The sequence below is a fragment of the Rhizobium sp. CIAT894 genome, assembly GCF_000172795.2.
Taxonomy (GTDB): Bacteria; Pseudomonadota; Alphaproteobacteria; order Rhizobiales; family Rhizobiaceae; genus Rhizobium.
Window position 1 is genome coordinate 4,392,986 of sequence record NZ_CP020947.1, and the last position, 23,113, is coordinate 4,416,098.

At 61.9% G+C, this 23,113-nt stretch carries 14 protein-coding genes; 6 read left to right on the top strand and 8 right to left on the bottom strand.

Annotated elements, in window-relative coordinates:
* Positions 1–80 precede the first annotated feature (80 nt).
* Together RHEC894_RS21550 and RHEC894_RS21555 are read left to right on the top strand one after the other, a co-directional pair.
* The gene (locus tag RHEC894_RS21550) at positions 81–4,856 is read left to right on the top strand and encodes an NAD-glutamate dehydrogenase (protein ID WP_085738782.1); all 4,776 of its coding nucleotides are present in this window, start codon (positions 81–83) and stop codon (positions 4,854–4,856) included.
* A 25-nt stretch (positions 4,857–4,881) separates the two neighbouring features.
* A complete protein-coding gene (locus tag RHEC894_RS21555) occupies positions 4,882–6,270 on the top strand; it encodes an MFS transporter (RefSeq protein WP_085738783.1) in 1,389 nt (462 codons plus the stop codon).
* A gap of 49 nt (positions 6,271–6,319) precedes the next feature.
* Here RHEC894_RS21555 and purH read toward each other — a convergent pair whose 3' ends face one another.
* The 4 genes from purH to htpX form a co-directional block, all read right to left on the bottom strand.
* Positions 6,320–7,936 (bottom strand): bifunctional phosphoribosylaminoimidazolecarboxamide formyltransferase/IMP cyclohydrolase, encoded by a 1,617-nt coding sequence (gene purH, locus RHEC894_RS21560; protein WP_085738784.1) that lies wholly within the window; start codon positions 7,934–7,936, stop codon positions 6,320–6,322.
* Between the two features lie 151 nt (positions 7,937–8,087).
* Positions 8,088–9,761: a heparinase II/III family protein gene (locus RHEC894_RS21565; RefSeq protein WP_085738785.1), complete on the bottom strand. Its 1,674-nt coding sequence runs from the start codon at positions 9,759–9,761 to the stop codon at positions 8,088–8,090.
* Between the two features lie 217 nt (positions 9,762–9,978).
* Positions 9,979–11,367 carry an RsmB/NOP family class I SAM-dependent RNA methyltransferase gene (locus tag RHEC894_RS21570; RefSeq protein WP_085738786.1) on the bottom strand — a complete coding sequence of 463 codons (1,389 nt, stop codon included), beginning with the start codon at positions 11,365–11,367 and terminating at the stop codon, positions 9,979–9,981.
* Positions 11,358–12,320: a zinc metalloprotease HtpX gene (gene htpX, locus RHEC894_RS21575; RefSeq protein ID WP_085738787.1), complete on the bottom strand. Its 963-nt coding sequence runs from the start codon at positions 12,318–12,320 to the stop codon at positions 11,358–11,360. The genes RHEC894_RS21570 and htpX overlap by 10 nt, the downstream gene beginning before the upstream one ends.
* A gap of 110 nt (positions 12,321–12,430) precedes the next feature.
* Here htpX and RHEC894_RS21580 point away from each other — a divergent pair, with 110 nt between their 5' ends.
* Positions 12,431–12,652, top strand: a complete 222-nt coding sequence (locus RHEC894_RS21580; RefSeq protein WP_010069384.1) for a DUF1674 domain-containing protein — start codon at positions 12,431–12,433, stop codon at positions 12,650–12,652.
* A gap of 308 nt (positions 12,653–12,960) precedes the next feature.
* Here RHEC894_RS21580 and acs read toward each other — a convergent pair whose 3' ends face one another.
* Positions 12,961–14,916, bottom strand: a complete 1,956-nt coding sequence (acs, locus tag RHEC894_RS21585) for an acetate--CoA ligase (protein WP_085738788.1) — start codon at positions 14,914–14,916, stop codon at positions 12,961–12,963.
* A 229-nt stretch (positions 14,917–15,145) separates the two neighbouring features.
* Between acs and RHEC894_RS21590 the strand changes: the two genes are divergently transcribed.
* Entirely contained in the window at positions 15,146–15,847 is a 702-nt protein-coding gene (locus tag RHEC894_RS21590) for a DUF1013 domain-containing protein (RefSeq protein WP_085738789.1), read from the top strand.
* A gap of 69 nt (positions 15,848–15,916) precedes the next feature.
* On the opposite strand, the gene RHEC894_RS21595 is transcribed toward RHEC894_RS21590, so the two are convergent.
* The 3 genes from RHEC894_RS21595 to RHEC894_RS21605 all read right to left on the bottom strand — a co-directional run bounded on the left by RHEC894_RS21595 (position 15,917) and on the right by RHEC894_RS21605 (position 19,760).
* Positions 15,917–16,852 (bottom strand): flagellin, encoded by a 936-nt coding sequence (locus RHEC894_RS21595; protein ID WP_085738790.1) that lies wholly within the window; start codon positions 16,850–16,852, stop codon positions 15,917–15,919.
* A 255-nt stretch (positions 16,853–17,107) separates the two neighbouring features.
* Positions 17,108–19,018, bottom strand: coding sequence for a propionyl-CoA synthetase (locus RHEC894_RS21600; RefSeq protein ID WP_085738791.1), 1,911 nt, complete (start codon positions 19,016–19,018; stop codon positions 17,108–17,110).
* 82 nt (positions 19,019–19,100) lie between these two features.
* On the bottom strand, positions 19,101–19,760 hold the full coding sequence (locus RHEC894_RS21605) for a YggS family pyridoxal phosphate-dependent enzyme (RefSeq protein ID WP_085739083.1): 660 nt from the start codon (positions 19,758–19,760) through the stop codon (positions 19,101–19,103).
* 203 nt (positions 19,761–19,963) lie between these two features.
* On the opposite strand from RHEC894_RS21605, the gene leuS reads away from it, so the two are divergent.
* Together leuS and lptE are read left to right on the top strand one after the other, a co-directional pair.
* Positions 19,964–22,594 (top strand): leucine--tRNA ligase, encoded by a 2,631-nt coding sequence (leuS, locus tag RHEC894_RS21610; RefSeq protein ID WP_085738792.1) that lies wholly within the window; start codon positions 19,964–19,966, stop codon positions 22,592–22,594.
* Complete coding sequence (lptE, locus tag RHEC894_RS21615) at positions 22,584–23,105, top strand: LPS assembly lipoprotein LptE (protein ID WP_085738793.1); 522 nt, start codon at positions 22,584–22,586, stop codon at positions 23,103–23,105. Before leuS ends, lptE begins: the two co-directional genes overlap by 11 nt.
* Positions 23,106–23,113: the final 8 nt, after the last annotated feature.

Consider the following 23,113-nt stretch of genomic DNA (forward strand, 5'->3'; position numbering starts at 1 on the left):
TTCAGGCCTCCATTTTAGAGATTTTTTCGAGGAATCTTCTGCTAGCTTGCAGAAAATCAGTCCATTGCAGGAGGCGATCCATGGCTGCCAGAAACAATCCGAAACGGGAAAAGCAGATCGAAAATGCGCGTAAGATCGCCAAGGCGACAAACGAGCCGCATCTCGATCCGGAAATCCTCTTCGGCCGGGCCAGCAATGACGATCTCGAACTCTATACGGCTGATATGCTGGCGCTCTCCGCAGTGCATTCCGCCAAGGAACTCGCTGCCTGGAACGGCAAGGCGCCGCGCGTCAGCATCGACACCATTGCCGATGTCACGCCTGACGGCACCGCCGTCTCGGTGCTTTCGGTCACCGATCGGAACATGCCCTTTCTCTATGAATCGGTCATGGGAGAAGTGACGAGCACGCACCGCGACCTGTTCATGGCCGTGCATCCCATCCTGGTGATCGAAAAAGGCAAGGCACCCACGCTTTATTCCGCCGACCAACCGAGCGATCCGGCGGCGCGGGTCAGCCACATCCAGCTTCATATCGCCCCGCTCAATTCCGCCCAGGCCGCCGATCTCGTCAAGCGCATCGAAACGGTGCTGGAACAGGTCCGCCTGTCGGTTTCCGACTGGAAGCCGATGCTCTCCAAGCTCGATGGCGTCATCGCCGAGCTTGCCGCCAACGGCGCCGGCCGCAGGAAGGCCGAACATGCCGAGGCGATCGCCTTTTTGAGCTGGCTGCGCGACGAGAATTTCACCTTCCTCGGCATGCGCGAATATGTCTATTCCGGCAAGGGTTCCGATGCCAAGGTGGAACGTGACAAGGGCGCCGGCCTCGGCATTCTCTCCAATCCTGACGTTCTCGTGCTGCGCACCGGCAAGGACGCCGTGACAACGACACCGGAGATTCTTGCCTTCCTCGACGGTCCCGACTTCCTGATCGTCACCAAGGCGAACGTGAAATCGATCGTCCATCGTCGCGCCTATATGGATTATGTCGGCGTCAAGCGTTTCGACGCCAAGGGCAACGTCACCGGCGAACTGCGCATCGTCGGTCTTTTCACCTCGACGGCCTATACCTCGCTCGCCGCCGAAATCCCGCTGCTGCGTTCCAAGATCGAGAAAGTGAAGGAGCATTTCGGCTTCGACCCAATGAGCCATTCCGGCCGCATGCTCGACAACACGCTGGAATCCTATCCGCGCGACGATCTTTTCCAGATCGACACGACACTGCTTGCCAGTTTTGCCGAACAGATCAACGATCTGGCCGACCGGCCGCGCGTGCGCGCCCTGCCGCGCATCGACCATTTCGACCGCTTCGTCTCGGTGATCGTCTACGTGCCGCGCGAGGAATATGATTCGATCGTCCGCGAACGCATCGGCACCTATCTGAAGACGGTCTATGACGGCCGCGTCTCCGCCTATTACCCGGCTTTCCCGGAAGGCGGCGTGGCACGCGTGCATTTCATCATCGGCCGTTCCGGCGGCAAGACCCCGCGCATTCCGCAGGCCAAGCTCGAGCAGGTGATCCGCGAGATTACCGCCCGCTGGGACGATCGTTTCGAGGCGCTGGCCGGACCCAAGGCGCCGAAAATATCGGTCGACCAGGCCTTCCAGGATTCCTTCACTCCGGAGGAAACGGTGGCCGACCTCGCCGATATCGGTGCCTGCGCCGCCGGCGAGCCGCTTCGTATCCAGTTCTACCATCGCCAGGAAGATGAGGGCCGGACCCTCTCGCTGAAGATCTTCCACGCCGGCGGCCAGCTGGCGCTGTCGCGCCGCGTGCCGCTTCTGGAAAATCTCGGCTTCAATGTCGTCAGCGAACGCACCTTCGACATCGGCGTGCCGGCTGCCGCTGGAGAAACGAAGCTCGTGGTGCTGCACGATATGGAGCTCGAGACCCGCACCGGCGGCGAAATCGATCTGCAGCGTTATGGCGCCGCTCTCGAGGAGGCTTTCGTCGCCGCCTTCGCCGGCACGATCGACAATGACAGCTTCAACCGGCTGATCCTGTCGGCCGGGCTTTCGGCACGCGAGGCCAACGTGCTGCGCGCCTATGCGCGTTATCTCCGCCAGGCCGGCATCGCCTATTCGCAGGATTATATCGCAACGACGCTCGACAAATATCCCAGGATTGCCGCCGCGATCTTCCGGCTGTTCCACGATACGCTCGACACCAGGCTTTCGGAAAAGGCCCGCGTCAAGAAGCTTGCCGAGCTGCATCAGGCGATCGAGGCCGAACTCGCCAACGTGCCGAGCCTGGACGACGACCGCATTCTGCGCCGCTACGTCAATATCGTCGATGCGACGCTGCGTACCAATTATTTCCAGAAGAACCCGGACGGGTCGCCGAAGCCGATGCTGGCCTTCAAGCTCGATCCGCACCTCGTCGACGGGTTGCCGGAACCGAAACCCTTCCGCGAAATGTTCGTCTACGGCGTCGAGGTCGAAGGCGTGCACCTGCGCTTCGGCAAGGTGGCGCGCGGCGGTCTGCGCTGGTCTGATCGCGCCGAAGATTACCGCACCGAAGTGCTCGGCCTCGTCAAGGCGCAGCAGGTGAAGAACGCGGTCATCGTGCCGGTCGGCGCCAAGGGTGGCTTCTATCCGAAGAAACTCCCCGTTGGCGGCAACCGCGATGAGATTTTCAATGCCGGCCGCGAGGCTTACAAGACCTATATCCGCACGCTGCTGTCGATCACCGACAACATCTCGGGTGCCGAGATCGTGCCGCCGAAGGATACGGTGAGGCTCGATGGCGACGATCCCTATTTCGTCGTCGCCGCCGACAAGGGCACGGCAACCTTCTCCGACACCGCCAATGCGCTGGCGCAGGAAGCCGGCTTCTGGCTGGACGACGCCTTCGCCTCCGGCGGCTCGGCCGGTTATGACCATAAGAAGATGGGCATTACCGCCCGCGGCGCCTGGGAAACCGTCAAACGCCATTTCCGCGAAATGGACATCGACATCCAGACGACCCCCTTCACCGTCGCCGGCGTCGGCGATATGTCGGGCGACGTCTTCGGCAACGGCATGCTGCTCTCTCCCAAGATCAGGCTGATCGCCGCCTTCGATCACCGCGACATCGTCATCGATCCCGATCCAGACATGGAAAAGACGCTGGCCGAGCGCCAGCGGCTTTTCAACCTGCCGCGCTCGAGCTGGCAGGATTTCGACAAAAGCGTTCTCTCGAAAGGCGCGATGATCATTTCCCGCGCCGCCAAGTCGGTAACGCTGACGCCGGAGGCGGTTGCCGCGATCGGCATCGACAAGGCGGTGGCGACCCCCTTCGAGATCATGACCGCGATCCTGAAAAGCCCGGTCGACCTGCTCTGGTTCGGCGGCATCGGCACCTATGTGAAGGCTCCTTCCGAAACCGACACCGAAGTCGGCGACCGCGCCAACGACCCGATCCGCATCACCGCGACGGAGGTCCGCGCCAAGGTGATCGGCGAGGGTGCAAACCTCGGCGTCACCCAGAAGGGCCGCATCGCCTACGGCCTCAAGGGCGGACGCTGCAACTCCGACGCCATCGACAACTCGGCCGGCGTCAACACCTCGGACGTCGAGGTCAACATCAAGATCGCGCTGGCCGCCGCCATGCATGACGGGCGCCTGACGCGCGCGAAACGCGACCAGCTTCTGTCGTCGATGACCGACGAGGTGGCGGTACTCGTGCTGCGCAACAACTATCTGCAGTCACTGGCGATCTCGCTGACGGAGCGCAAGGGCACGGCGAACGGCCTGGAACTTGCGCGTTTCATGACCGTTCTCGAAGGCGCCAAGCAGTTGAACCGCAAGGTCGAGACATTGCCGGACGAAGCGACGCTGGCCGAGAGATACGCCGCCGGCAAGCCGCTGACCCGGCCGGAAATCGGCGTGCTGGTGTCCTATGCCAAGATCGTGCTCTTCGATGCGCTTGCTGCCAGCGACCTGCCTGACGATCCCTATTTCACCGCGACGCTTTCCAATTACTTCCCGGTGAAGATGCAGAAGTCGAATGCCGGCGATATATCAGGCCACCGGCTGAAGCGCGAAATCATCGCGACGGTGCTTGCCAACGAGGCGATCAACCGCGGCGGGCCGAGCTTCACCGTCGCCATGATGGACGCAACGGCGGCTTCGGCTCCGGAAGTCGTGCGTGCAGCGATCGTCGCCCGCGACGGTTTCGACCTGACCAGGCTCTGGTCCGAGACGGATGCGCTCGACGGCAAGGTGTCCGGTCAGTTGCAGAACCGCATCTACGAGGAGATCAGCCACAGCTTCATCGTGCTGACACGCCTGCTCCTGAAGACCGGCATGGCCAAGGCCGACATGGCCGAAGTGATTAGCCGGCTGCAGGCTGCCCTGAAGAAGCTGAAACCTGCCTTCGCCGAACAGTCGGCCAGCGATGCTGCCGCACGCCAGGCGGAATATGCGCAGGCCGGCGTGCCCGAAAAACTCGCCGCCGAGATCGCCAATCTCCACAGCTTCGCACTGGTGCCCGAGATCATGCAGATTGCCGAACGCACCGGTGAGCCGCTGGTGCGCGCCGCAGAGAATTACTTCGCGGTGTCGCAGACCTTCCGCATCGCCCGGCTGCTGGCGGCAGGCGGACGCATCCTTACCTCCGATCATTACGAGAATCTGGCGTTGGCCCGCAGCATCGACCAGATCGCCAGCGCGAGGCGCGATATCGTCATCTCCGCGCTCTCCGATCACGGCAAGGAGAAGCTTCCCGTCCAGGCCTGGCATGCGCAGGATCGCATCCGGATCAACCGCATCGTCGAGGAGCTTTCGAGCCTCAGCGACGGCGGCGATCCCAATCTTGCGCGTATTACCGTTGCTGCAGGTATCCTGACCGATCTTGCGCGCGACCGGGTGAGGTGAGACAGTCCGCTGCAAAAAGGAGCGGATGGTGAATCGCATCGACTGGACAGGAACGCAGCCGCCGAAAGCCACGGAGAAGGGCATCTGGGGGTGGATGTTCTTCGATTGGGCAGCGCAGCCCTTCTTCACCGTGGTCACCACCTTTATCTTCGGGCCTTATTTCGTTTCCCGGCTGACCAATGACCCGGTGTCCGCGCAGACGACGTGGAGCAACATGGCGACGATCTCCTCAGTGATCATCGCCCTGCTTTCACCCGTGCTCGGCTCGATTGCCGATCAGTCCGGCGCCCGCAAACCCTGGATCGGCTTCTTCGCGATCATCAAAATCATAAGCCTCTTCGGCCTGTGGTTCGCAGCCCCCGGCTCGCCTGTCCTCTATCCCGTCATTTTCATGATCCTCGCCTCGATCTCGGCCGAGTTCTCGATCGTCTTCAACGATTCGATGATGCCGCGCCTGGTCGCCAAACACGAGGTCGGCAAGCTCTCCAACACCGCCTGGGGGCTTGGTTACCTCGGCGGCATGATCGTGCTCATCGCCGTCGTGACGCTTTTGGCGGCGAGCCCTGAGAGCGGCAAGACCATCCTAGGCCTCGACCCGCTGTTCGGCCTCGATCCGAAGACCGGCCAGGATGCCCGCATTACCGGGCCGATTTCAGCCGTCTGGTATCTGATTTTCATCCTGCCGATGTTCTTATTCACGCCGGATGTCGGCAGGGGCCTGCCTTTCGGCACGGCCGTCCGCTCCGGTCTGCGGGAACTCAAAAACACGCTTGGCGAACTCAGGGAACGCCGCGGCATCCTGAGATTTCTCATCGCCCGGATGATCTACCAGGATGGCGTCAACGGGCTGCTGATCCTCGGCGGCATCTTCGCGGCTGGCATGTTCGGCTGGGCGACGATCGAGATCGGCATTTACGGCATCATCCTCAATGTCGTCGCCATCTTCGGCTGCCTGATCGCTGGCCGCATCGACAGGGGTGTCGGTTCCAAGGTGACCGTCGTCATCAGCCTCACCATGCTGCTTCTCGCCACCATCGGCATCATCTCGACGGGACCGGGTTATACGCTCTTCGGATTGATGCCGCTGCCGACGGCCGATTCCGGCGGCCTCTTCGGCACTGCGGCGGAGAAGGCCTATATCCTCTACGGTCTGCTGATCGGCTTCGCCTTCGGCCCGATGCAGGCCTCGTCGCGCTCCTATCTCGCCCGCAGCGTCAACCCGGAGGAAGCTGGCCGCTACTTCGGCATCTACGCGCTTTCGGGGCGCGCCACGAGTTTCATGGCGACGCTGCTCTTCTCGCTGGTGACCTATATGAGCGGATCACCGCGGCTCGGAATGGCAACGCTGATCCTGTTCCTCGCCGGTGGCTTGGCGCTGTTGGTCCGTACGCCCTATCCGGCCGACCGCGCGTAGGAAACGCTACGCACGCCCGGACGGCACGGAAACATGCGGCAGGCCCGATTCAGTGACGGAAATGGCGCATGCCGGTGAAGACCATGGCGACGCCGTGTTCGTTGGCGGCATCGATGACTTCCTGGTCGCGCATCGAGCCGCCCGGCTGGATAACCGCCGTCGCCCCTGCGGCGATCATCGACAGAAGACCATCGGCGAAAGGCAGGAAAGCTTCGGAGGCGACTGCCGAGCCATGCGTCATCGGCACTGGAAGGCCGAGCGCCTTGGCCGCTTCTTCGGCCTTCAGCGCAGCGATACGGGCGGAATCGACCCGGCTCATTTGACCGGCGCCGATGCCGGCCGTCTGGCCGTCCTTGGCATAGACCACGGCATTCGATTTCACATGTTTGCCGACCTTGAAGGCGAACTTCATATCCTCAAGCTCCTGCGCCGTCGGCGCGCGCCTGGTGACGACCTTGAGTTCCAGATCCTCGACCATGCCGTTGTCGCGGCTCTGGACCAGCAGGCCGCCGGAAACGGTCTTCGCCGTCAGGCCCGCAGCCCGCGGATCGGGCAGGCCGCCGGCAGACAGCAGCCGCAGGTTCGGCTTCCGGGCGACGATTGCCTTCGCCTCGTCGGTGACATCGGGCGCGATGATCACCTCGGTGAAGAGCTTGACGATTTCCTCGGCCGTTTCGGCATCAAGCGTCCGGTTAAGCGCGATAATGCCGCCGAAGGCGGACACGCTGTCGCAGGCAAGCGCGCGGCGATAGGCCTCGACCAGGCTTGATCCGGTGGCAACACCGCAGGGATTGGCATGTTTGATGATGGCGCAGGCCGGCGCCTTCTCGGGCAGGAATTCGGCGACCAGCTCGTAGGCGGCATCGGTATCGTTGATGTTGTTGTAGGAGAGCTGCTTGCCCTGGAGAAGGGCAGCCGTCGACACACCCGGGCGCTTCTCGCCGGTGACGTAGAAGGCGGCCTTCTGGTGCGGATTTTCGCCGTAGCGCATCTCCTCCTTCAGCGCGCCGCCGATAACCCGGTGGCGCGGCGTGTCGATCGACAGCGCTTCGGCGAACCAGTTGGAAATCATAGCGTCATAGGCGGCGGTGCGGGCATAGGCCTTGGCGGCCATGCGCTGGCGGAAGGCATAGGCGGTCTTGCCGTCATCCGCGGAAAGCTGCTCCAGGAATTCAGCATAGTCGGCCGGATCGGTCAGCGTCGTCACATAGGCATGGTTCTTGGCGGATGCGCGGATCATCGCCGGTCCGCCGATATCGATATTCTCGACGGTCGTCGGATAATCGCCGCCGGCCGCCCGCACCTCCTCGAAGGGGTAGAGATTGATGACGGCGAGGTCGATGCCCTCGATGCCGTGCTTCTTCATCGCCTCCTGATGCTCGCTATCGTCGCGGATCGCCAGCAAGCCGCCATGCACTGTGGGATGCAGCGTCTTGACCCGCCCGTCCATGATCTCGGGAAAGCCGGTGATTTCGGAGACATCGGTGACGGCAAGGCCGGCGGCGGCGATCGCCTTGTAAGTGCCGCCGGTCGACAGCAGCCGCACGCCTCGGTCCGACAATGAGCGCGCAAGCTCGACAATCCCGGTCTTGTCGAAGACCGAAAGCAGCGCGGTCTTGATTTCGACCTTGTCGGGGGCGGGGATCTTCTTGGAAATGACGGCCATGAAACCTTCTCCGTTCGGGCTCCGGGAGACATCCGATTGGGTTAGAGCAGGATTCGGATTTCAGGCCGGCTTGGGCCTAAGATCATCCTGCCCCAGGACGCTCGCATTGTGAGGCCGCGTTAGCACAGCTTCGCCGCCGCGCAAACAGGTGCTATCCCTTGCGGGACAAAAACCAGCGGATTTCCGTCTTCTCGGCAAGATCGAAGTCGATCTCGATCTGGTCCGAACCGCAAATGCCGGAGCTGTCGGCAAAGAAGATATCCTCGGTGATCAGCACTTCATTGCCGGGCGCGGAAAACTGCCAGCTTTCGCCATCCGGCGCCGTCAACAGCACGGACTCGCCGTCGCTCTGATGCAGGACGATCGAGGGATGGATATGAAAACGGGCGACAGCCTTCAGCGGCTCCTCACTCTGACGGCCATCCCGGACGACGAGCCGGTCGCGGCCGGTCACGATCGAGCCCGCGGCATTGAGTGTCAGTTCACGCTCGTGCAGCACCCCGAACGCCCTGATATAACCGTCATGGCTGAGTTTGATGCTGTCGCGTCCGTCCTCCGTTTCGGCACGTTCGACGGTGACCGTCTTGACCGGTTCGGTGATCGCGTGATTGAGGAAGGGCGAGGGCGAAAAACGGCTGGACGAGGTGTCGTTCAGGATGACGGTCGAATGCGCCGCCGTCGTGCGGGCCATCTGGACATAGCGGTGCCCGGCAAATTTCGGCGAGCCGGAATTGACGATGAAGCGGTGGCGGCCGGACGACATTTCGAAGGAGAGGCTGCCGGCATGCACGGTCCGCAGCGCGCCTCCCGAAGGCGGCGTGCCGGCATCGGCAATGATCACCGTTTTTCCTCCGGAAAGCCGCTGATAGCGCGAATGCGGCAAAGCCTTGAACGGCTGGCCGGCGGTCTCGTCATAGCGCAGCACCGAGATCAACTCGTTTGCCAGCGTCGAGGTCGCCCCGTTGAACAGCGCCAGATCTCCGTCCTGATGGCGAAAGAATCGCAATGCCGGATACATCCGGTCGATGCCGGAGATCAGTTTCTGCGGCAGGTCGTGACCGAGATTGACATAGGTCTGCCTGAGCGGCAGCAGATCGAGCAGCAATTCCAGGCCGATACGCGGATTGCGGGAGATATGGCCGCCATCCGGCAGAATCTGGCTATCGAATTCGCGGTCGAGCGCCTGCGCCGCCCGCCTGAGGGTGGAGGCGCGGGTCGGCATGGCGACGGAGGCCATGGCGAGCGCGATGCGCAGCCGAAACAACTCCAGGCCGCCAAGCGTATAGGGCGCCATGCGATGCAGGAACCTCACCTGGAACGCCAGCGACTTCATGAAGCGGCGATAGAAGCTGCGGTCGGCATTCTGCAGCACGACAGGCGAATGCGACAGCCAGGCGATGACACGCTGGGCGGTGATGTCGATCTCCCAGGCAATGCCTTCCATGCGGCCGGCATGGATGGAAAGCCAGCTGTCGACGATCGCACGGGCGGCGGCCGAACTGCGCTCCGACTTGTTCGCCCGCATGTGCCGCAGCCAGCCGAAGCTGTGCAGGCGAGTGGCGAAGGGGCGCGAGGGCAGGGTGAAGGTGAAGGGTGACTTTCCACCCGTTTCCAGCATGCGCCCGGCCAGCAGAAACCGGCCGTTGAGAATTTCGTCGGCCACATGCGAATCGATGCTGCGGAGATCGGTCGGCGCGACGATCAGACGCTCGGGCACGTTGATCGAATGGCGGAAGAGCTTCAGGCGCAGCAACGCGACGCGGCGCAAGGCGCGCCGCCAAGCCTCCCGAACATACATGCTCGCAAAACGCCGACCGGACTGCATATTCTATTGTCTATTGACCCTCGTGGTTAAGAATAGGTGAAAAGCGGCCGATTTCATCGCCCGCAATGCATTAATTCGTGACAAGGTTCGAATATACGCAAATTAAAACGCTTCACCGGAGATCATGGGGCGATTTTAGAAGAACGATGTGCATGACGCGAGACATGTGAAATGCCTCGTGGACTTGCAGATTCGCCGCGAGCGCTGAAATTTGCAATCAGGCCACTCGCCGCAGCACCGCGGCATAGAAGCCGTCGAGGCCGGAGGCGATGCCGTCGGGCATTTTCAACATGGTGGGAAGCGTGCGGAATTCGCCGAGCGGCGTGATCGCTGCTTCGAGGCCGGGCCAGTCGCCGGCGCCGATCGGAACGCGCTCGACGCCTTGCGTCTGCGCAAGAACACGGGCCACGACCTCTTCGCCTTCGGCGGGATCGAGCGAGCAATTCGAAAAAACCAGCATTCCATCAGGCTTCAGCAATGTCAGCGCGTGACGCAGCAGCCGTTCCTGCAGCGCCGCCAGCCGGGCGATATCCTCGGGTCCCTTGGTCCAGAGCACGTCGGGGTGCCGACGCGTCGTGCCGGTGGAAGAGCAGGGGGCATCGAGCAGGATCGCATCGAAACGCTCTGCCGGCTCGAATGTCGTCAGATCGGCCGCGATCGTCTCCGCTTTCAGACCGAGCCGATCGAGATTCGACCGCAGCCGTCTCAGCCGGCTTTCCGACTGGTCGAGGGCGGTGACCGTGCCGCCGGCAAGAATGAGCTGCGCCGTCTTGCCGCCCGGGGCAGCACAGAGATCGGCGGTGCGTTTGCCCGAGAGATCGCCGAAAAGCTTGGCCGGGATGCTTGCTGCCGCATCCTGCACCCACCACGCGCCCTCGTCGAAACCTTCGAGCGAAGGGATGCCGCCATCGAAAGCGGCAAGCCGCACGCCGCCCGTGGGCAGGGCAGTTCCGTTCAGCCGTTTTGCCCAGCCTTCGGGGTCGGACTTGACGGTCAGATCGATTGCCGCCGGCTCGAGCTGGGATTCCGAAATCGCCAGCGCCGCATCGCGGCCATAGGCCTTTTCCAGCCTGGCGATGAACCAGGCCGGCATCGGCGCGACCTTATCGATCTCTTCGAGCACCTGCTGCTTCTCGCGGCCAAGCCGGCGAAGAATGGCATTGACCAGCTTGGCGAAACGCCGGTTACGCGGATCCAGATTGGCCTGCTCGACGGCAAGATCGACCGCCGAATGATCCGGCACGTCGAGATAGAGGATCTGCGCCGCCCCGATCGCGAGCACATGATGCAGCGCCCTTGCCCCTTCCGGCAGCGGCGATTCCAGCAGCGCTGCAATCGCGGCATCGATACGCGGCAGATGGCGCAGCGTCGTGTTCAGAATGGCGCGGACCAGCGCCCGATCGTTTTCGCCGAGTGCCTTATAGGCCGGATTGCCATGTTCATGGTCGAGAGCGCCGTCGAGCGGCAGTTTGCGATCGACGACGGCGGCAAGAATTTTGGCTGCCGCAGCCCGCGCCTGCAGGCCGGGTTTTTCGGGCGCAGAACGCTCGGCGGAGGGCTTATGCTTGCGGAATGGTTTCTTCGTGCCGTCTGAATTCAAGACCATGGACCTTTTGGCGGTTGTGAACCACCGCGACCAAGACCCGTATCCGGAACAGAGCGCGATTTGCGCGACGGATTAGCAGCCCGAACCGGCGGCGTCGAGATATTCATGCCGCCCTGCGCCATATCGTGCAGCGCCGCGATGCGGTTTTCCGTGTTCGGATGCGTGGAAAACAGATTGTCCATGCGCTCGCCGGAGAGCGGGTTGATGATGAACATATGCGCCGTCGCCGGGTTGCGCTCGGCATCCTGGTTCGGCATGTGGGCAGCACCCCGCGCAATCTTGCCGAGCGCCGAAGCCAGCCAGAGCGGATTGCCGCAGATTTCGGCACCGCGGCGGTCGGCCGAATATTCGCGCGTGCGGCTGATCGCCATCTGCACCAGCATGGCGGCAAGCGGCGCCACGATCATCGCCACGAGGACGCCGACGAAGCCGAGCGGATTGTTGTTGTTTTCGCGATTGCCGCCGAAGAGGAAGGCGAAATTGCCGAGCATCGAGATCGCGCCGGCAAGCGTTGCCGTGATCGTCATCGTCAGCGTGTCGCGGTTCTGAATATGGGCGAGCTCATGCGCCATCACGCCGGCAACCTCCTCCGGAGACAATGCCTGGAGAAGGCCGGTCGAAGCGGCGACGGCTGCATTGTCAGGGTTGCGGCCGGTGGCGAAGGCATTCGGCTGCGGGCTGTCGTAGAGATAAACCTTCGGCATCGGCAGGCCGGCATTGCGAGCAAGATCGCGCACGATCGCAAAGAATTCCGGCGCGTTGCGCTCATCGACCTCCTGGGCGCGATAGGCCGAAAGCACCATGCGGTCGGAATTCCAGTAGGAGAAGAAATTCATCCCGGCGGCAATGACGAAGGCGATCATCATGCCGGCCCGACCGCCGATCAGAAAGCCGACAACCATGAAAAGCGCCGTCATGAAGGCAAGCAACATGGCAGTGCGAACGAGGTTCATTGTGAATCTCCATCTCCGATTTCACGGTCGCAAGCTTTCAATCGCAGCATCGGCGCATTATGATTTGGTTATTCACCAGCCATTTTCAATATTTCCGGCAGGAGAAGCCAATGCAGGAAGCCGATAACGACAACAGCGAAACGCCGACGGCCGAGGCATCGCAGCCGCGCAAAGTCCTGTCTCCGGCTGCGAAGCGCGCCCTTGCCGAAGCCGAGGAGCGGCGAAAAAACCAGAAGCCGCTGGAGCTGCCGCCGGAAACCGGCGGTCGCGGCGGCGCCGAGCCGGCCCGCTTCGGCGATTACGAGATCAATGGCCGGGCGATCGATTTTTGATTCGGCGCGGGAGCAAAGCGCCGCTCAAAAGCAACGGCATTTCCCGCGCGGAAAAATAAGACCGCTCCAATATAAGACCGCTCCAACAAAGGAGCGGCTTCAGACTGCTGACAAACCCCTGCAAAACCCGCGACGGCATCCTCGGCCTCGTGCCGAGGATCTACAAACGTCCAATTAAGTATCTGAAAATAAATGATTTCCTGTCAAACAATTGCAGTGGTCAGATGCTCGGCGCAAGGCCGAGCATGACGGAGGAGACTTTGTCAACAAACTGAGGCCGCTCCAACAAGAGGGAGCGGCCTTGTTGTTTAAGCAGTCGCCTTGTTCTGCCGGTTGGCGACCAGATCGTCGACGACGGCCGGATCGGCGAGCGTCGAGGTATCGCCAAGCGCACCGAAATCGTCTTCGGCGATCTTGCGCAGGATGCGGCGCATGATCTTGCCGGAGCGGGTCTTCGGCAGGCCGGGCGCGAACTGGATCTTGTCGGGCGCGGCGATCGGGCCGATTTCTGCCCGCACATGTTTCACCAGTTCCTGGCGAAGCGTGTCCGAACCCTCGTGGCCGGCCATCAGCGTCACGTAGCAATAGATGCCCTGGCCCTTGATCGCATGGGGATAACCGACGACCGCGGCCTCCGACACCAGATTATGCGAGACGAGTGCGGATTCCACCTCCGCCGTTCCGAGCCGGTGGCCGGAGACGTTGAGCACGTCGTCGACGCGCCCGGTGATCCAGTAATAGCCGTCCGCATCGCGCCGGCAGCCGTCGCCGGTGAAATATTTCCCCTTGTAGGTGGAGAAATAGGTCTGGATGAAACGTTCGTGGTCGCCGTAAACCGTGCGCATCTGGCCGGGCCAGCTGTCGGTGATGCAGAGATTGCCATCGGCCGGACCTTCCAGCACCTTGCCCTCATTGTCGACCAGCTGCGGTTTGATGCCGAAGAACGGGGTCGTCGCCGAGCCGGGTTTCAGATCGGTGGCGCCGGGCAGCGGCGTGATCATGTGGCCGCCGGTTTCCGTCTGCCACCAGGTATCGATCACAGGGCAGCGCTTGTCGCCGACGACATTGTAATACCATTCCCAGGCTTCCGGATTGATCGGTTCGCCCACAGTGCCGAGCAGGCGCAGTGATGAGCGTGAGGAGCGGGTGACGAAGTCGTCGCCGGCGCCCATCAGCGAGCGGATCGCCGTCGGCGCCGTATAGAAGATGTTGACCTTGTGCTTGTCGATCACTTCCCAGAAACGGCCCTGATCGGGGAAATTCGGCACACCCTCGAACATCAGCGTCGTCGCGCAATTGGCGAGCGGTCCATAGACGATATAGGAATGGCCGGTGACCCAGCCGACATCGGCGGTGCACCAATAGATATCGCCGTGATGATAGTCGAAGACATATTCATGCGTCATCGCCGCATAGACGAGATAACCGCCCGTCGTGTGCAGAACGCCCTTCGGCTTGCCTGTTGAACCTGACGTATAGAGAATGAAGAGCGGATCTTCCGCCTTCATCTTCACCGGCGGGCATTCCGCCTTCACCGTGGCGATTTCCTGGTGATGCCAGAGATCGCGGCCCGGCGCCCAGCCGGTCTTGCCGCCGGTGCGGCGCACGACCAGAACCTTCTCCACGATCACGTGCTGGCGTGCTGCAATGTGAATTGCAGTATCGGTGTTGTCCTTCAGCGGCACCGGCTTGCCGCCGCGCACGCCTTCGTCGCAGGTGATGACGAAGGTGGATTCACAGTCGACGATGCGCCCCGCCAGGGCCTCCGGCGAGAAGCCGCCGAAGACGATCGAATGCACCGCGCCGATGCGGGCGCAGGCAAGCATCGCGTAAGCCGCTTCCGGGATCATCGGCATGTAGATCGTGACACGATCGCCCTTCTTGACGCCGTGTTTCTTCAAGACGTTCGCCATCCGGCAGACGTGCTCGTAGAGCTCGTTATAGGTGACCTTCTTGTCGATATAGGGATTGTCGCCTTCCCAGATGATCGCCACCTGGTCGCCATTGGTCTTCAGATGACGGTCGATGCAATTGTAGGAGACATTGGTCTGACCGTCCTCGAACCATTTGATCGACACCTTGCCGTTAAAGGAGGTGTTCTTGACCTTTGTATAGGGCTTGAACCAGTCGATCCGCTTGCCGTGTTTGCCCCAGAACTTGTCCGGGTTTTCAATGCTCTCCTCGTACCATTTCAGGTACTTATCCTTATCGATCAGGGCGCGCGCCTTTACCGGCTTCGTGACCGGATAGATCTTCTCCGACATGGAACTCCTCCTCATGGGACATGCAACAGGCCACCGGCAAAACGGGCCCAGATTTCAAATCAGGGCAATTCATAGCAGTTCGCATCGTGGCGGCAATTAGACAAAGGTCATTTCATTTCGGAAGAATTGCAATTCTGCGACAGTGCGGTTATATAGCGGCATATTTCCCGGACATTGTGGTGACAATCCACGGACCGCGACCGGCGCGGACGATAGAAGGACTATATCCATGGCTCAAACACTGCTCATGCCGAAGGCGACAGCCATCTGGCTCGTCGATAACACGGCACTGTCTTTCGATCAGATCGCGCAGTTCTGCAAACTGCATCCGCTCGAAGTCAAGGCGATCGCCGACGGCGAAGCCGCGCAGGGCATCAAGGGCCTCGACCCGATCTCGACGGGACAGCTTTCCCGCGATGAGATCGCCCGCGCCGAAGCCAATCCGAACCACAAGCTGAAGCTTTCCGAACCGAAGGTTCGCGTACCGGAATCCAAGCGCCGCGGCCCGCGTTATACGCCGGTTTCCAAGCGTCAGGACCGCCCGAACGCCATTCTCTGGCTCGTTCGCAACCATCCGGAGCTGAAGGACGCACAGATTTCCCGCCTCGTCGGCACGACGAAATCGACCATCGAGCAGATCCGCGAGCGCACCCACTGGAACTCGGCCAACCTGGCGCCGATGGATCCGGTGACGCTCGGCCTCTGCAGCCAGATCGATCTCGACATGGAAGTGGAAAAGGCTTCCAAGGGCCGTCCGCTGCCGACCGCCGCCGAGCTTGGCGCGACGCTGCAATCGGCTCAGGAAACCGAGCGCCTGACCCCGAGCTACGAGCGCGAGGAAGAAAAGGAAATCGACGCCGATGCCGTCTTCCGCAAGCTGAGCTCGCTGCGCTCCGCACCGAAGGACGAGGACGACGACGACCAGTACTGAGATATCCACCGTCTCATAGAAAACCCCGCCGGACCGGCGGGGTTTTTTATTGGGGTTGTCTTGTTTGGATTAGCTGCGGAACAGGGTGAGAATGTTCTGCGCCGAGCTGTTGGCGATCGACAGCGACTGGACGGCGAGCTGCTGCTGTGTCTGCAACGCCGAGAGCTTGCTCGATTCCTCTTCCATATCGGCATCGACGAGGCGGCCGACGCCGGAGTCGATCGAGTCGTGAAGACCGCTGACGAAATTTTCCTGCAGCTGGATCCGCGTCGAGATCGAACCGAGCGCCGAGCCGGCGGCGGTCATGGCGCCGAGAACCAGTTCGACACCCGTCAAGGCGCCATCGAGCTGGCCCTGGGTAAAACCGGTAATGTCGAGATCATAAATCGACGCCATGACGATGACGGTTCCGCCATAGGTTCCGTTGAAGGCCGTGCCGATGATGCCGCTGGTCGTCTCGATCGCACCGGTGCTCGTCATGCCGAAGAGCACGTTTCCAAGCGTGCCGGAATCGAGCACGTAGTCCGTCATCTTGACCGAGACGGCATTGCTGCCATCGCGCACGAAGGACGAGACGACGCTCTTCGTACCGGAAGCGCCGGCGACCCAGTTTTCACCGGAGAAGGACGCCGATTGGGCGATGCTGAGCAGCTGCTCCTGCAGCTGATCGAGTTCCTGCTGAATCTTCGTCTTGTCGACGCCCTTTTCCGTGGCGGCGACGATCTTGGCTTTGATGTCGCTGACCACATCAATCGCGCTGTCCATGGCCGAATAGGCCGTGTCGACCTTGGCGGCGCCGAGGCCGAGGGCATCGGAGACGGCCGAAAGCGCCTGGTTGTCAGAACGCATGGTCGTCGCGATCGACCAGTAGGCCGCATTGTCGGCCGCCTTTTCGACACGATAACCCGAGGAAACCCGACCCTGGGTATCCTTGAGACCGTCATTTACGCCGCGCAAAGTCTGCAGCGCTGCCATGGCAGCGTTGTTGGTAAGGATGCTTGTCATGATCCGTTCCACAATCTTCGAGAAAGGGCATTCCGGACTACAGCCCCGCGCCTCTTTCAGACGCGCAAAGGACGCCGTAGCACTTCAACTGCCGCCTAATTTTGCCCTTAAATCGATTCCGATTTAAGGAATTAAGCAGCAGGCCGGTAACGGCGACCGCGTCATGCAAAGCCTGCCATGCAAGCCATTGCCGTTAACAAACCCTTGCGCAACATAGTTAACAATTTCTCAATTAGGCTTATCGAAAGTTTAATTTCACATCGGCAGAGAGCCGAAACCGCGCTTGCGCAGCGCCTCGGCGATCTCTTCCAAAATCGCCGGATCATCAATGGTTGCAGGCATTTTCCAGGGTATGCCGTCGGCGATTTTCTGCATCGTGCCGCGCAGGATTTTACCCGAGCGTGTTTTCGGCAATCGGTTAACGGTGATGGCCGTTTTGAAGGCGGCGACAGGGCCGATCGATTCGCGAATCATCGCCACGACCTCTGATTCGATCACCGCCGTTTCACGGGAAACATGTCGTTTCAGCACCAGGAAACCGCAGGGCGCCTGTCCTTTCAGCATATCGTTCACACCGATGACCGCGCATTCGGCAACATCGGGATGGCGCGCGCAGACCTCCTCCATCGCTCCGGTCGAGAGCCGATGACCGGCGCAATTGATGATGTCGTCGGTGCGCGACATGATGAAGAGGTAGCCGTCCTCGTCGACATAGCCGGCGTCGGCCGTTTTGTAATAACCGGGAAACTCGTCGAGATAAGCAGAGCGGAAACGATCGTCCGCGTTCCACAGCGTCGGCAGACAGCCCGGCGGCAGCGGCAGCTTCACGACGATATTGCCGAGCGTTCCTGCCTCGATCGGATGGCCGGCATCGTCAAGCACCGTGATGTCGTAACCGGGCATCGGCAGCGCCGGCGAACCGTGCTTGACAGGAAGGGCGCCGAGGCCGAGCGGATTGGCGGCGATCGGCCAGCCGGTCTCCGTCTGCCACCAGTGATCGATGACGGGTATGGCGAGCATGCGCTCCGCCCATTTCAACGTCTCCGGATCCGCCCTTTCGCCGGCGAGAAACAGCGCTCGGAAATCCGGCATCGGATATTTGCGAAGCAGTTCACCGTCGCCATCCTCGCGGCGAATGGCGCGGAATGCCGTCGGCGCCGTGAAGAGTACCCGCACCCGATATTCCGAAACGATCCGCCAGAACGCGCCGGCATCCGGAGTGCCGACCGGTTTTCCCTCGAAGATCAGGGTGGTCACACCTGCGATCAGCGGGGCATAAACGATATAGGAATGGCCGACGACCCAGCCGATATCCGATGCCGTCCAGAACACCTCACCCGGCTTCAAGCCGTAAATATTCCGCATCGACCAGTTGAGCGCGACCATATGGCCGCCATTGTCGCGCACGACGCCCTTCGGCTGGCCCGTGGTGCCGGAGGTGTAGAGAATGTAGAGCGGATCGGTCGCCTCGACCGAGACGCAGGCGATCTCGGCGCCGCGATGCTGCGCCACCGCGGCGTCGAAATCCTGATCGCGGCCGCTGACGAGATCGGCCCGGAGCTCCGGCCGCTGCAGCACCAGACAGCGTTCCGGCTTCGAACGCGCCATCTCGATCGCCTGGTCGACCAGAGGCTTGTAGGCGACGATGCGGCCGGGTTCGAGCCCGCAGCTGGCGGTGATCACCAGCTTCGCGGCACAATCGTCGATGCGGGCAGCCAGTTCGCTGGCGGCAAAGCCACCGAAGACGACGGAGTGAACCGCACCGATGCGGGCGCAGGCAAGCATCGAGAACACCGCCTGTGGCACCATCGGCATATAGAGGATGACGCGATCGCCTCTGCCGATGCCGAGATCAACAAGCGTCGCGGCGATGGCCTTCACCTCGTCGAGCACCTCGCCATAGGTGAAACGGCGCTTCTCGCCGGTCATTGCGCTGTCGAAGAGGATCGCCGTCTCGCCGCCGCGCCCGGCGATGACATGCCGGTCCAGACAATTGTGACAACTATTGGTTTCCGCCCCCTCGAACCACCGACCGTAGACGCCGGCATCCGGCGAAAAAATCCGCTCCGGCGGTTTGAACCAGTCGATATCGGCGGCTGCGTCGCGCCAGAAGGCCTCGGGATCGCGCTCCCAGGCCGCATAGACCTGATGATAGCCGTACTGCATCTGCTCCTCCCCAGGATATGCAAACCTCGATCTTAACCTAGGCGGAGGAGAGGAGAACAGGAAGCCCGACCAAAGCAGCGTATCAGCGCGCCCCGAAAATCGCCGATCCGACCCGCACACTGGTGGCGCCGAAGGCGATCGCCGTCTCGTAATCGCCCGACATGCCCATAGACAGTTTTTCGACACCGCATTTCAGCGCAAGCTTCGCCAACAGCGCGAAGTGCGGCCCGGGATTTTCTTCCGCCGGCGGAATGCACATCAAACCCTCGATGGAAAGACCGAGCTCGTCGCGGCAGAGCGCGACGAAAGCCGGCGTGTCGTCGGGAGCGATGCCGGCCTTCTGCGGCTCGAGCCCGGTATTGACCTGGATGTACAGCCGCGTCGTCCTGCCTTGCCGCTTCATCTCCTCGGCAAGCGCGCGGGCGATTTTTTCCCGGTCCACGGTCTCGATGACGTCGAAAAGCGCCACCGCATCCGCCGCCTTGTTCGATTGCAGCGGTCCGATCAGATGCAATTCGATATCCGGCTGCTCGGCTTTCAGCCCCGGCCACTTGCCCTGGCTTTCCTGCACCCGGTTCTCGCCGAAGACACGCTGGCCGGCGTCGATGGCCGGACGGATCGCCTCCGCCTCGAAGGTCTTCGACACCGCGACGAGCCGAACGGAACCGGCCGGACGACCCGCCTGGCGTTCCCCGGCGGCAATCCGCGACCGCACGTCATCCAAGCGCTCTTGAAGTTCCATCATTCTGCCTCGACATTTCCGCATGAGAGTAATGGCAATGAACTAGCCAGCCATTCTGTGCTTGCCAAGACCCGCCGCCGCGAAATCGCCCGGCCGGAATGAAGATCGGGCGCTTGCGGCGGCTCGCAAAACTTGACGCTACCGTGGTTTCATGGTGAAGGTCTCGACCAACCTCCCCATTGATTTTCCGGAATTCGAATACCATGGCCACCGAACGTTATAATCCGCGCGACGCCGAGCCCCGCTGGCAGCAGAAATGGAATGAAGACAAGGTCTTCGAGACCGACAATTCAGATCCGCGCGAAAAATATTACGTCCTGGAAATGTTCCCCTATCCGTCAGGGCGCATCCATATGGGCCATGTCCGCAATTACGCCATGGGCGATGTCGTCGCCCGCTACAAGCGCGCCCGCGGCTACAACGTGCTGCATCCGATGGGCTGGGACGCCTTCGGCATGCCGGCGGAGAACGCCGCCATGGAGCGCGGCGTGCATCCCGCCTCCTGGACCTACCAGAACATCGGCTCGATGAAGGCGCAGCTGAAGGCCATGGGGCTTTCGCTGGACTGGAGCCGCGAGTTCGCCACCTGCGACGTCGAATATTACCAGCACCAGCAGCACCTCTTCCTGGATTTCCTGGAGAAGGGACTGGTCTACCGCAAGCAGTCGAAGGTCAACTGGGACCCCGTCGACAATACCGTGCTCGCCAACGAGCAGGTAATCGACGGCCGCGGCTGGCGTTCCGGCGCGCTGGTCGAACAGCGCGAACTGACGCAATGGTTCTTCAAGATCACCGATTTCAGCCAGGATCTGCTGGACGCACTGGATACGCTCGACCAGTGGCCGGAAAAAGTGCGGCTGATGCAGAAGAACTGGATCGGCCGCTCCGAAGGCCTGACGGTCCGCTGGGAGATCGTGCCGGAAACGGCGCCTGCCGGCGAGACAGAAATCACGGTTTACACGACCCGGCCGGACACGCTCTTCGGCGCCTCCTTCCTGGCGATATCAGCCGATCACCCGCTGGCAAGGGATGCTGCCGCAAAGAACGCAGATATCGAAGCCTTCTGCGAAGAGTGCCGCCGTGCCGGCACCTCCCTGGCGGCACTCGAGACCGCCGAAAAGAAGGGCATGGATACCGGCATCCGCGTCAGGCATCCGCTTGATCCCTCCTGGGAACTGCCCGTCTATATCGCCAATTTCGTGCTGATGGATTACGGCACGGGCGCAATCTTCGGCTGCCCCTCCGGCGATCAGCGCGACCTTGATTTCGCCCGGAAATACGGTCTGCCGGTTGTAACAGTCGTCATGCCGAGAGACGGCGATGCGGAAAGCTTTGCCGTCGGCGACACCGCCTATGACGGCGAGGGCGTGATGATCAATTCGCGCTTCCTCGACGGCAAGACGACGCAGGAGGCCTTCAACATCGTTGCCGACCGGCTGTCGGCGGCTTCGCTCGGCAATGCGCCGCAGGGCGAACGCAAGGTCAATTTCCGTCTGCGCGACTGGGGTATTTCCCGGCAGCGTTATTGGGGCTGCCCAATCCCCGTCATCCATTGCGACGATTGCGGCGTCGTGCCGGTGCCGAAGAAAGACCTGCCGGTCAAACTGCCCGACGACGTCACCTTCGACCAGCCCGGCAATCCGCTCGACCGTCATCCGACCTGGCGGCACGTCTCCTGCCCGACCTGCGGCAAGGATGCGCGTCGCGAGACGGATACGATGGACACCTTCGTCGATTCGAGCTGGTATTTCACTCGATTCACTGCCCCCTGGGAAGGGAAGCCGACTGATCCTGAGGCGGCTAACCATTGGCTGCCGGTCGATCAGTATATCGGCGGGATCGAGCATGCGATCCTGCATCTGCTCTATTCCCGTTTCTTCACCCGCGCCATGCGCGAGACCGGCCATGTCGCCGCCACCGAGCCTTTCAAGGGTCTCTTCACCCAGGGCATGGTGGTTCATGAGACCTATAGCCGCGGCGCCGGCGCGAGCCGCGAGTGGGTGGCCCCAGCCGATATCCGCATCGAGGAGCTCGACGGCAAACGCCGCGCCTTCCTGCTGACCTCAGGCGAGGAGATCGCCATCGGCTCGATCGAAAAAATGTCGAAATCGAAAAAGAACGTCGTCGATCCCGATGACATCATTGCCTCCTACGGCGCCGATACCGCCCGGTTCTTCGTTCTGTCCGACTCCCCGCCGGAGCGCGATGTTATCTGGTCCGAGGCCGGCGTTGAAGGTGCCCATCGGTTCACCCAGCGTCTGTGGCGGTTGATTTCCGAAGCCGCAGAGGCGCTCTCCGCCGTCGCCCCGGCGCCGGCGACCGAGGGGGAAGCGCTGTCGATCTCGCAGGCTGCCCACAAGACCCTGAAGGCCGTCCAGAACGACTATGACAAGCTCTGGTTCAACAAGGCGGTCGCCCGAATCTATGAGCTGGTGAACGCGCTGGCCGCGCCGATGACGAGGGTTGCGGCGGGCGAGGGGGATGTCACCTATCGCGCGGCCGTGCGCGATGCCGCCGAGATCCTGATCCAGTTGGTCGCCCCGATGACGCCGCATCTGGCTGAGGAATGCTGGACGGCGCTCGGCAATAAGGGGCTGCTTGCCCGGACCGGCTGGCCGCGATACGACGAGACGCTCGTCATCGAGAATGATGTCGTCCTGCCCGTCCAGATCAACGGCAAGAAACGCGCTGAATTGACAATTTCTCGCGATGCGGATCAGAATGCCGTCACCGACGCCGTGCTGGATCTGGATGCGGTGAAGAACGCGCTGAACGGACAGGCACCGAAGAAGATCATCGTGGTTCCCCAAAGGATTGTGAACATTGTCGTCTGATATCGCTTGCAAGCTGGCCCGCAATGCCGGCGTCGCCATGATCCTTGCCGCTGCGGCGTTCCTCTCTGCCTGCCAGGTCCGGCCGCTCTACTCCGAGAGCTCGGGTGTCGTTGAGAAGCTTTCCTCGGTCGGCTTTTCCGAGGCGGGCAGCCGGGTCGAACAGCAAGTGCGCAATCGCCTGATCTTCCTTGCCTCCCGCGGTGCGGGCGAAGCGGAAAATCCCCAATATCGGGTCGAGATGCACGCCACCTCGAGCGTTGCCAGTACGCTGCTCCAGGAATCCGACGATACATCGAAGGCCGGCCGTGTCACCGTCAACGTCTCATACACGCTGAGCGCCACGGCCGACGGCCATGTCATCAAGGCAGGCAGCCGCCAGGTCACGGCACTGGTGGATTTCTCCGAACAGGAATTCGCCAAGCAAAGGGCGATCCGCGATGCGGAAAACCGTGCGGCGGATCAGGTGGCGGAATTCGTAGGAGCCGATATCGCCGCCGCCCTCAGCCGCTGAGGGCGGTG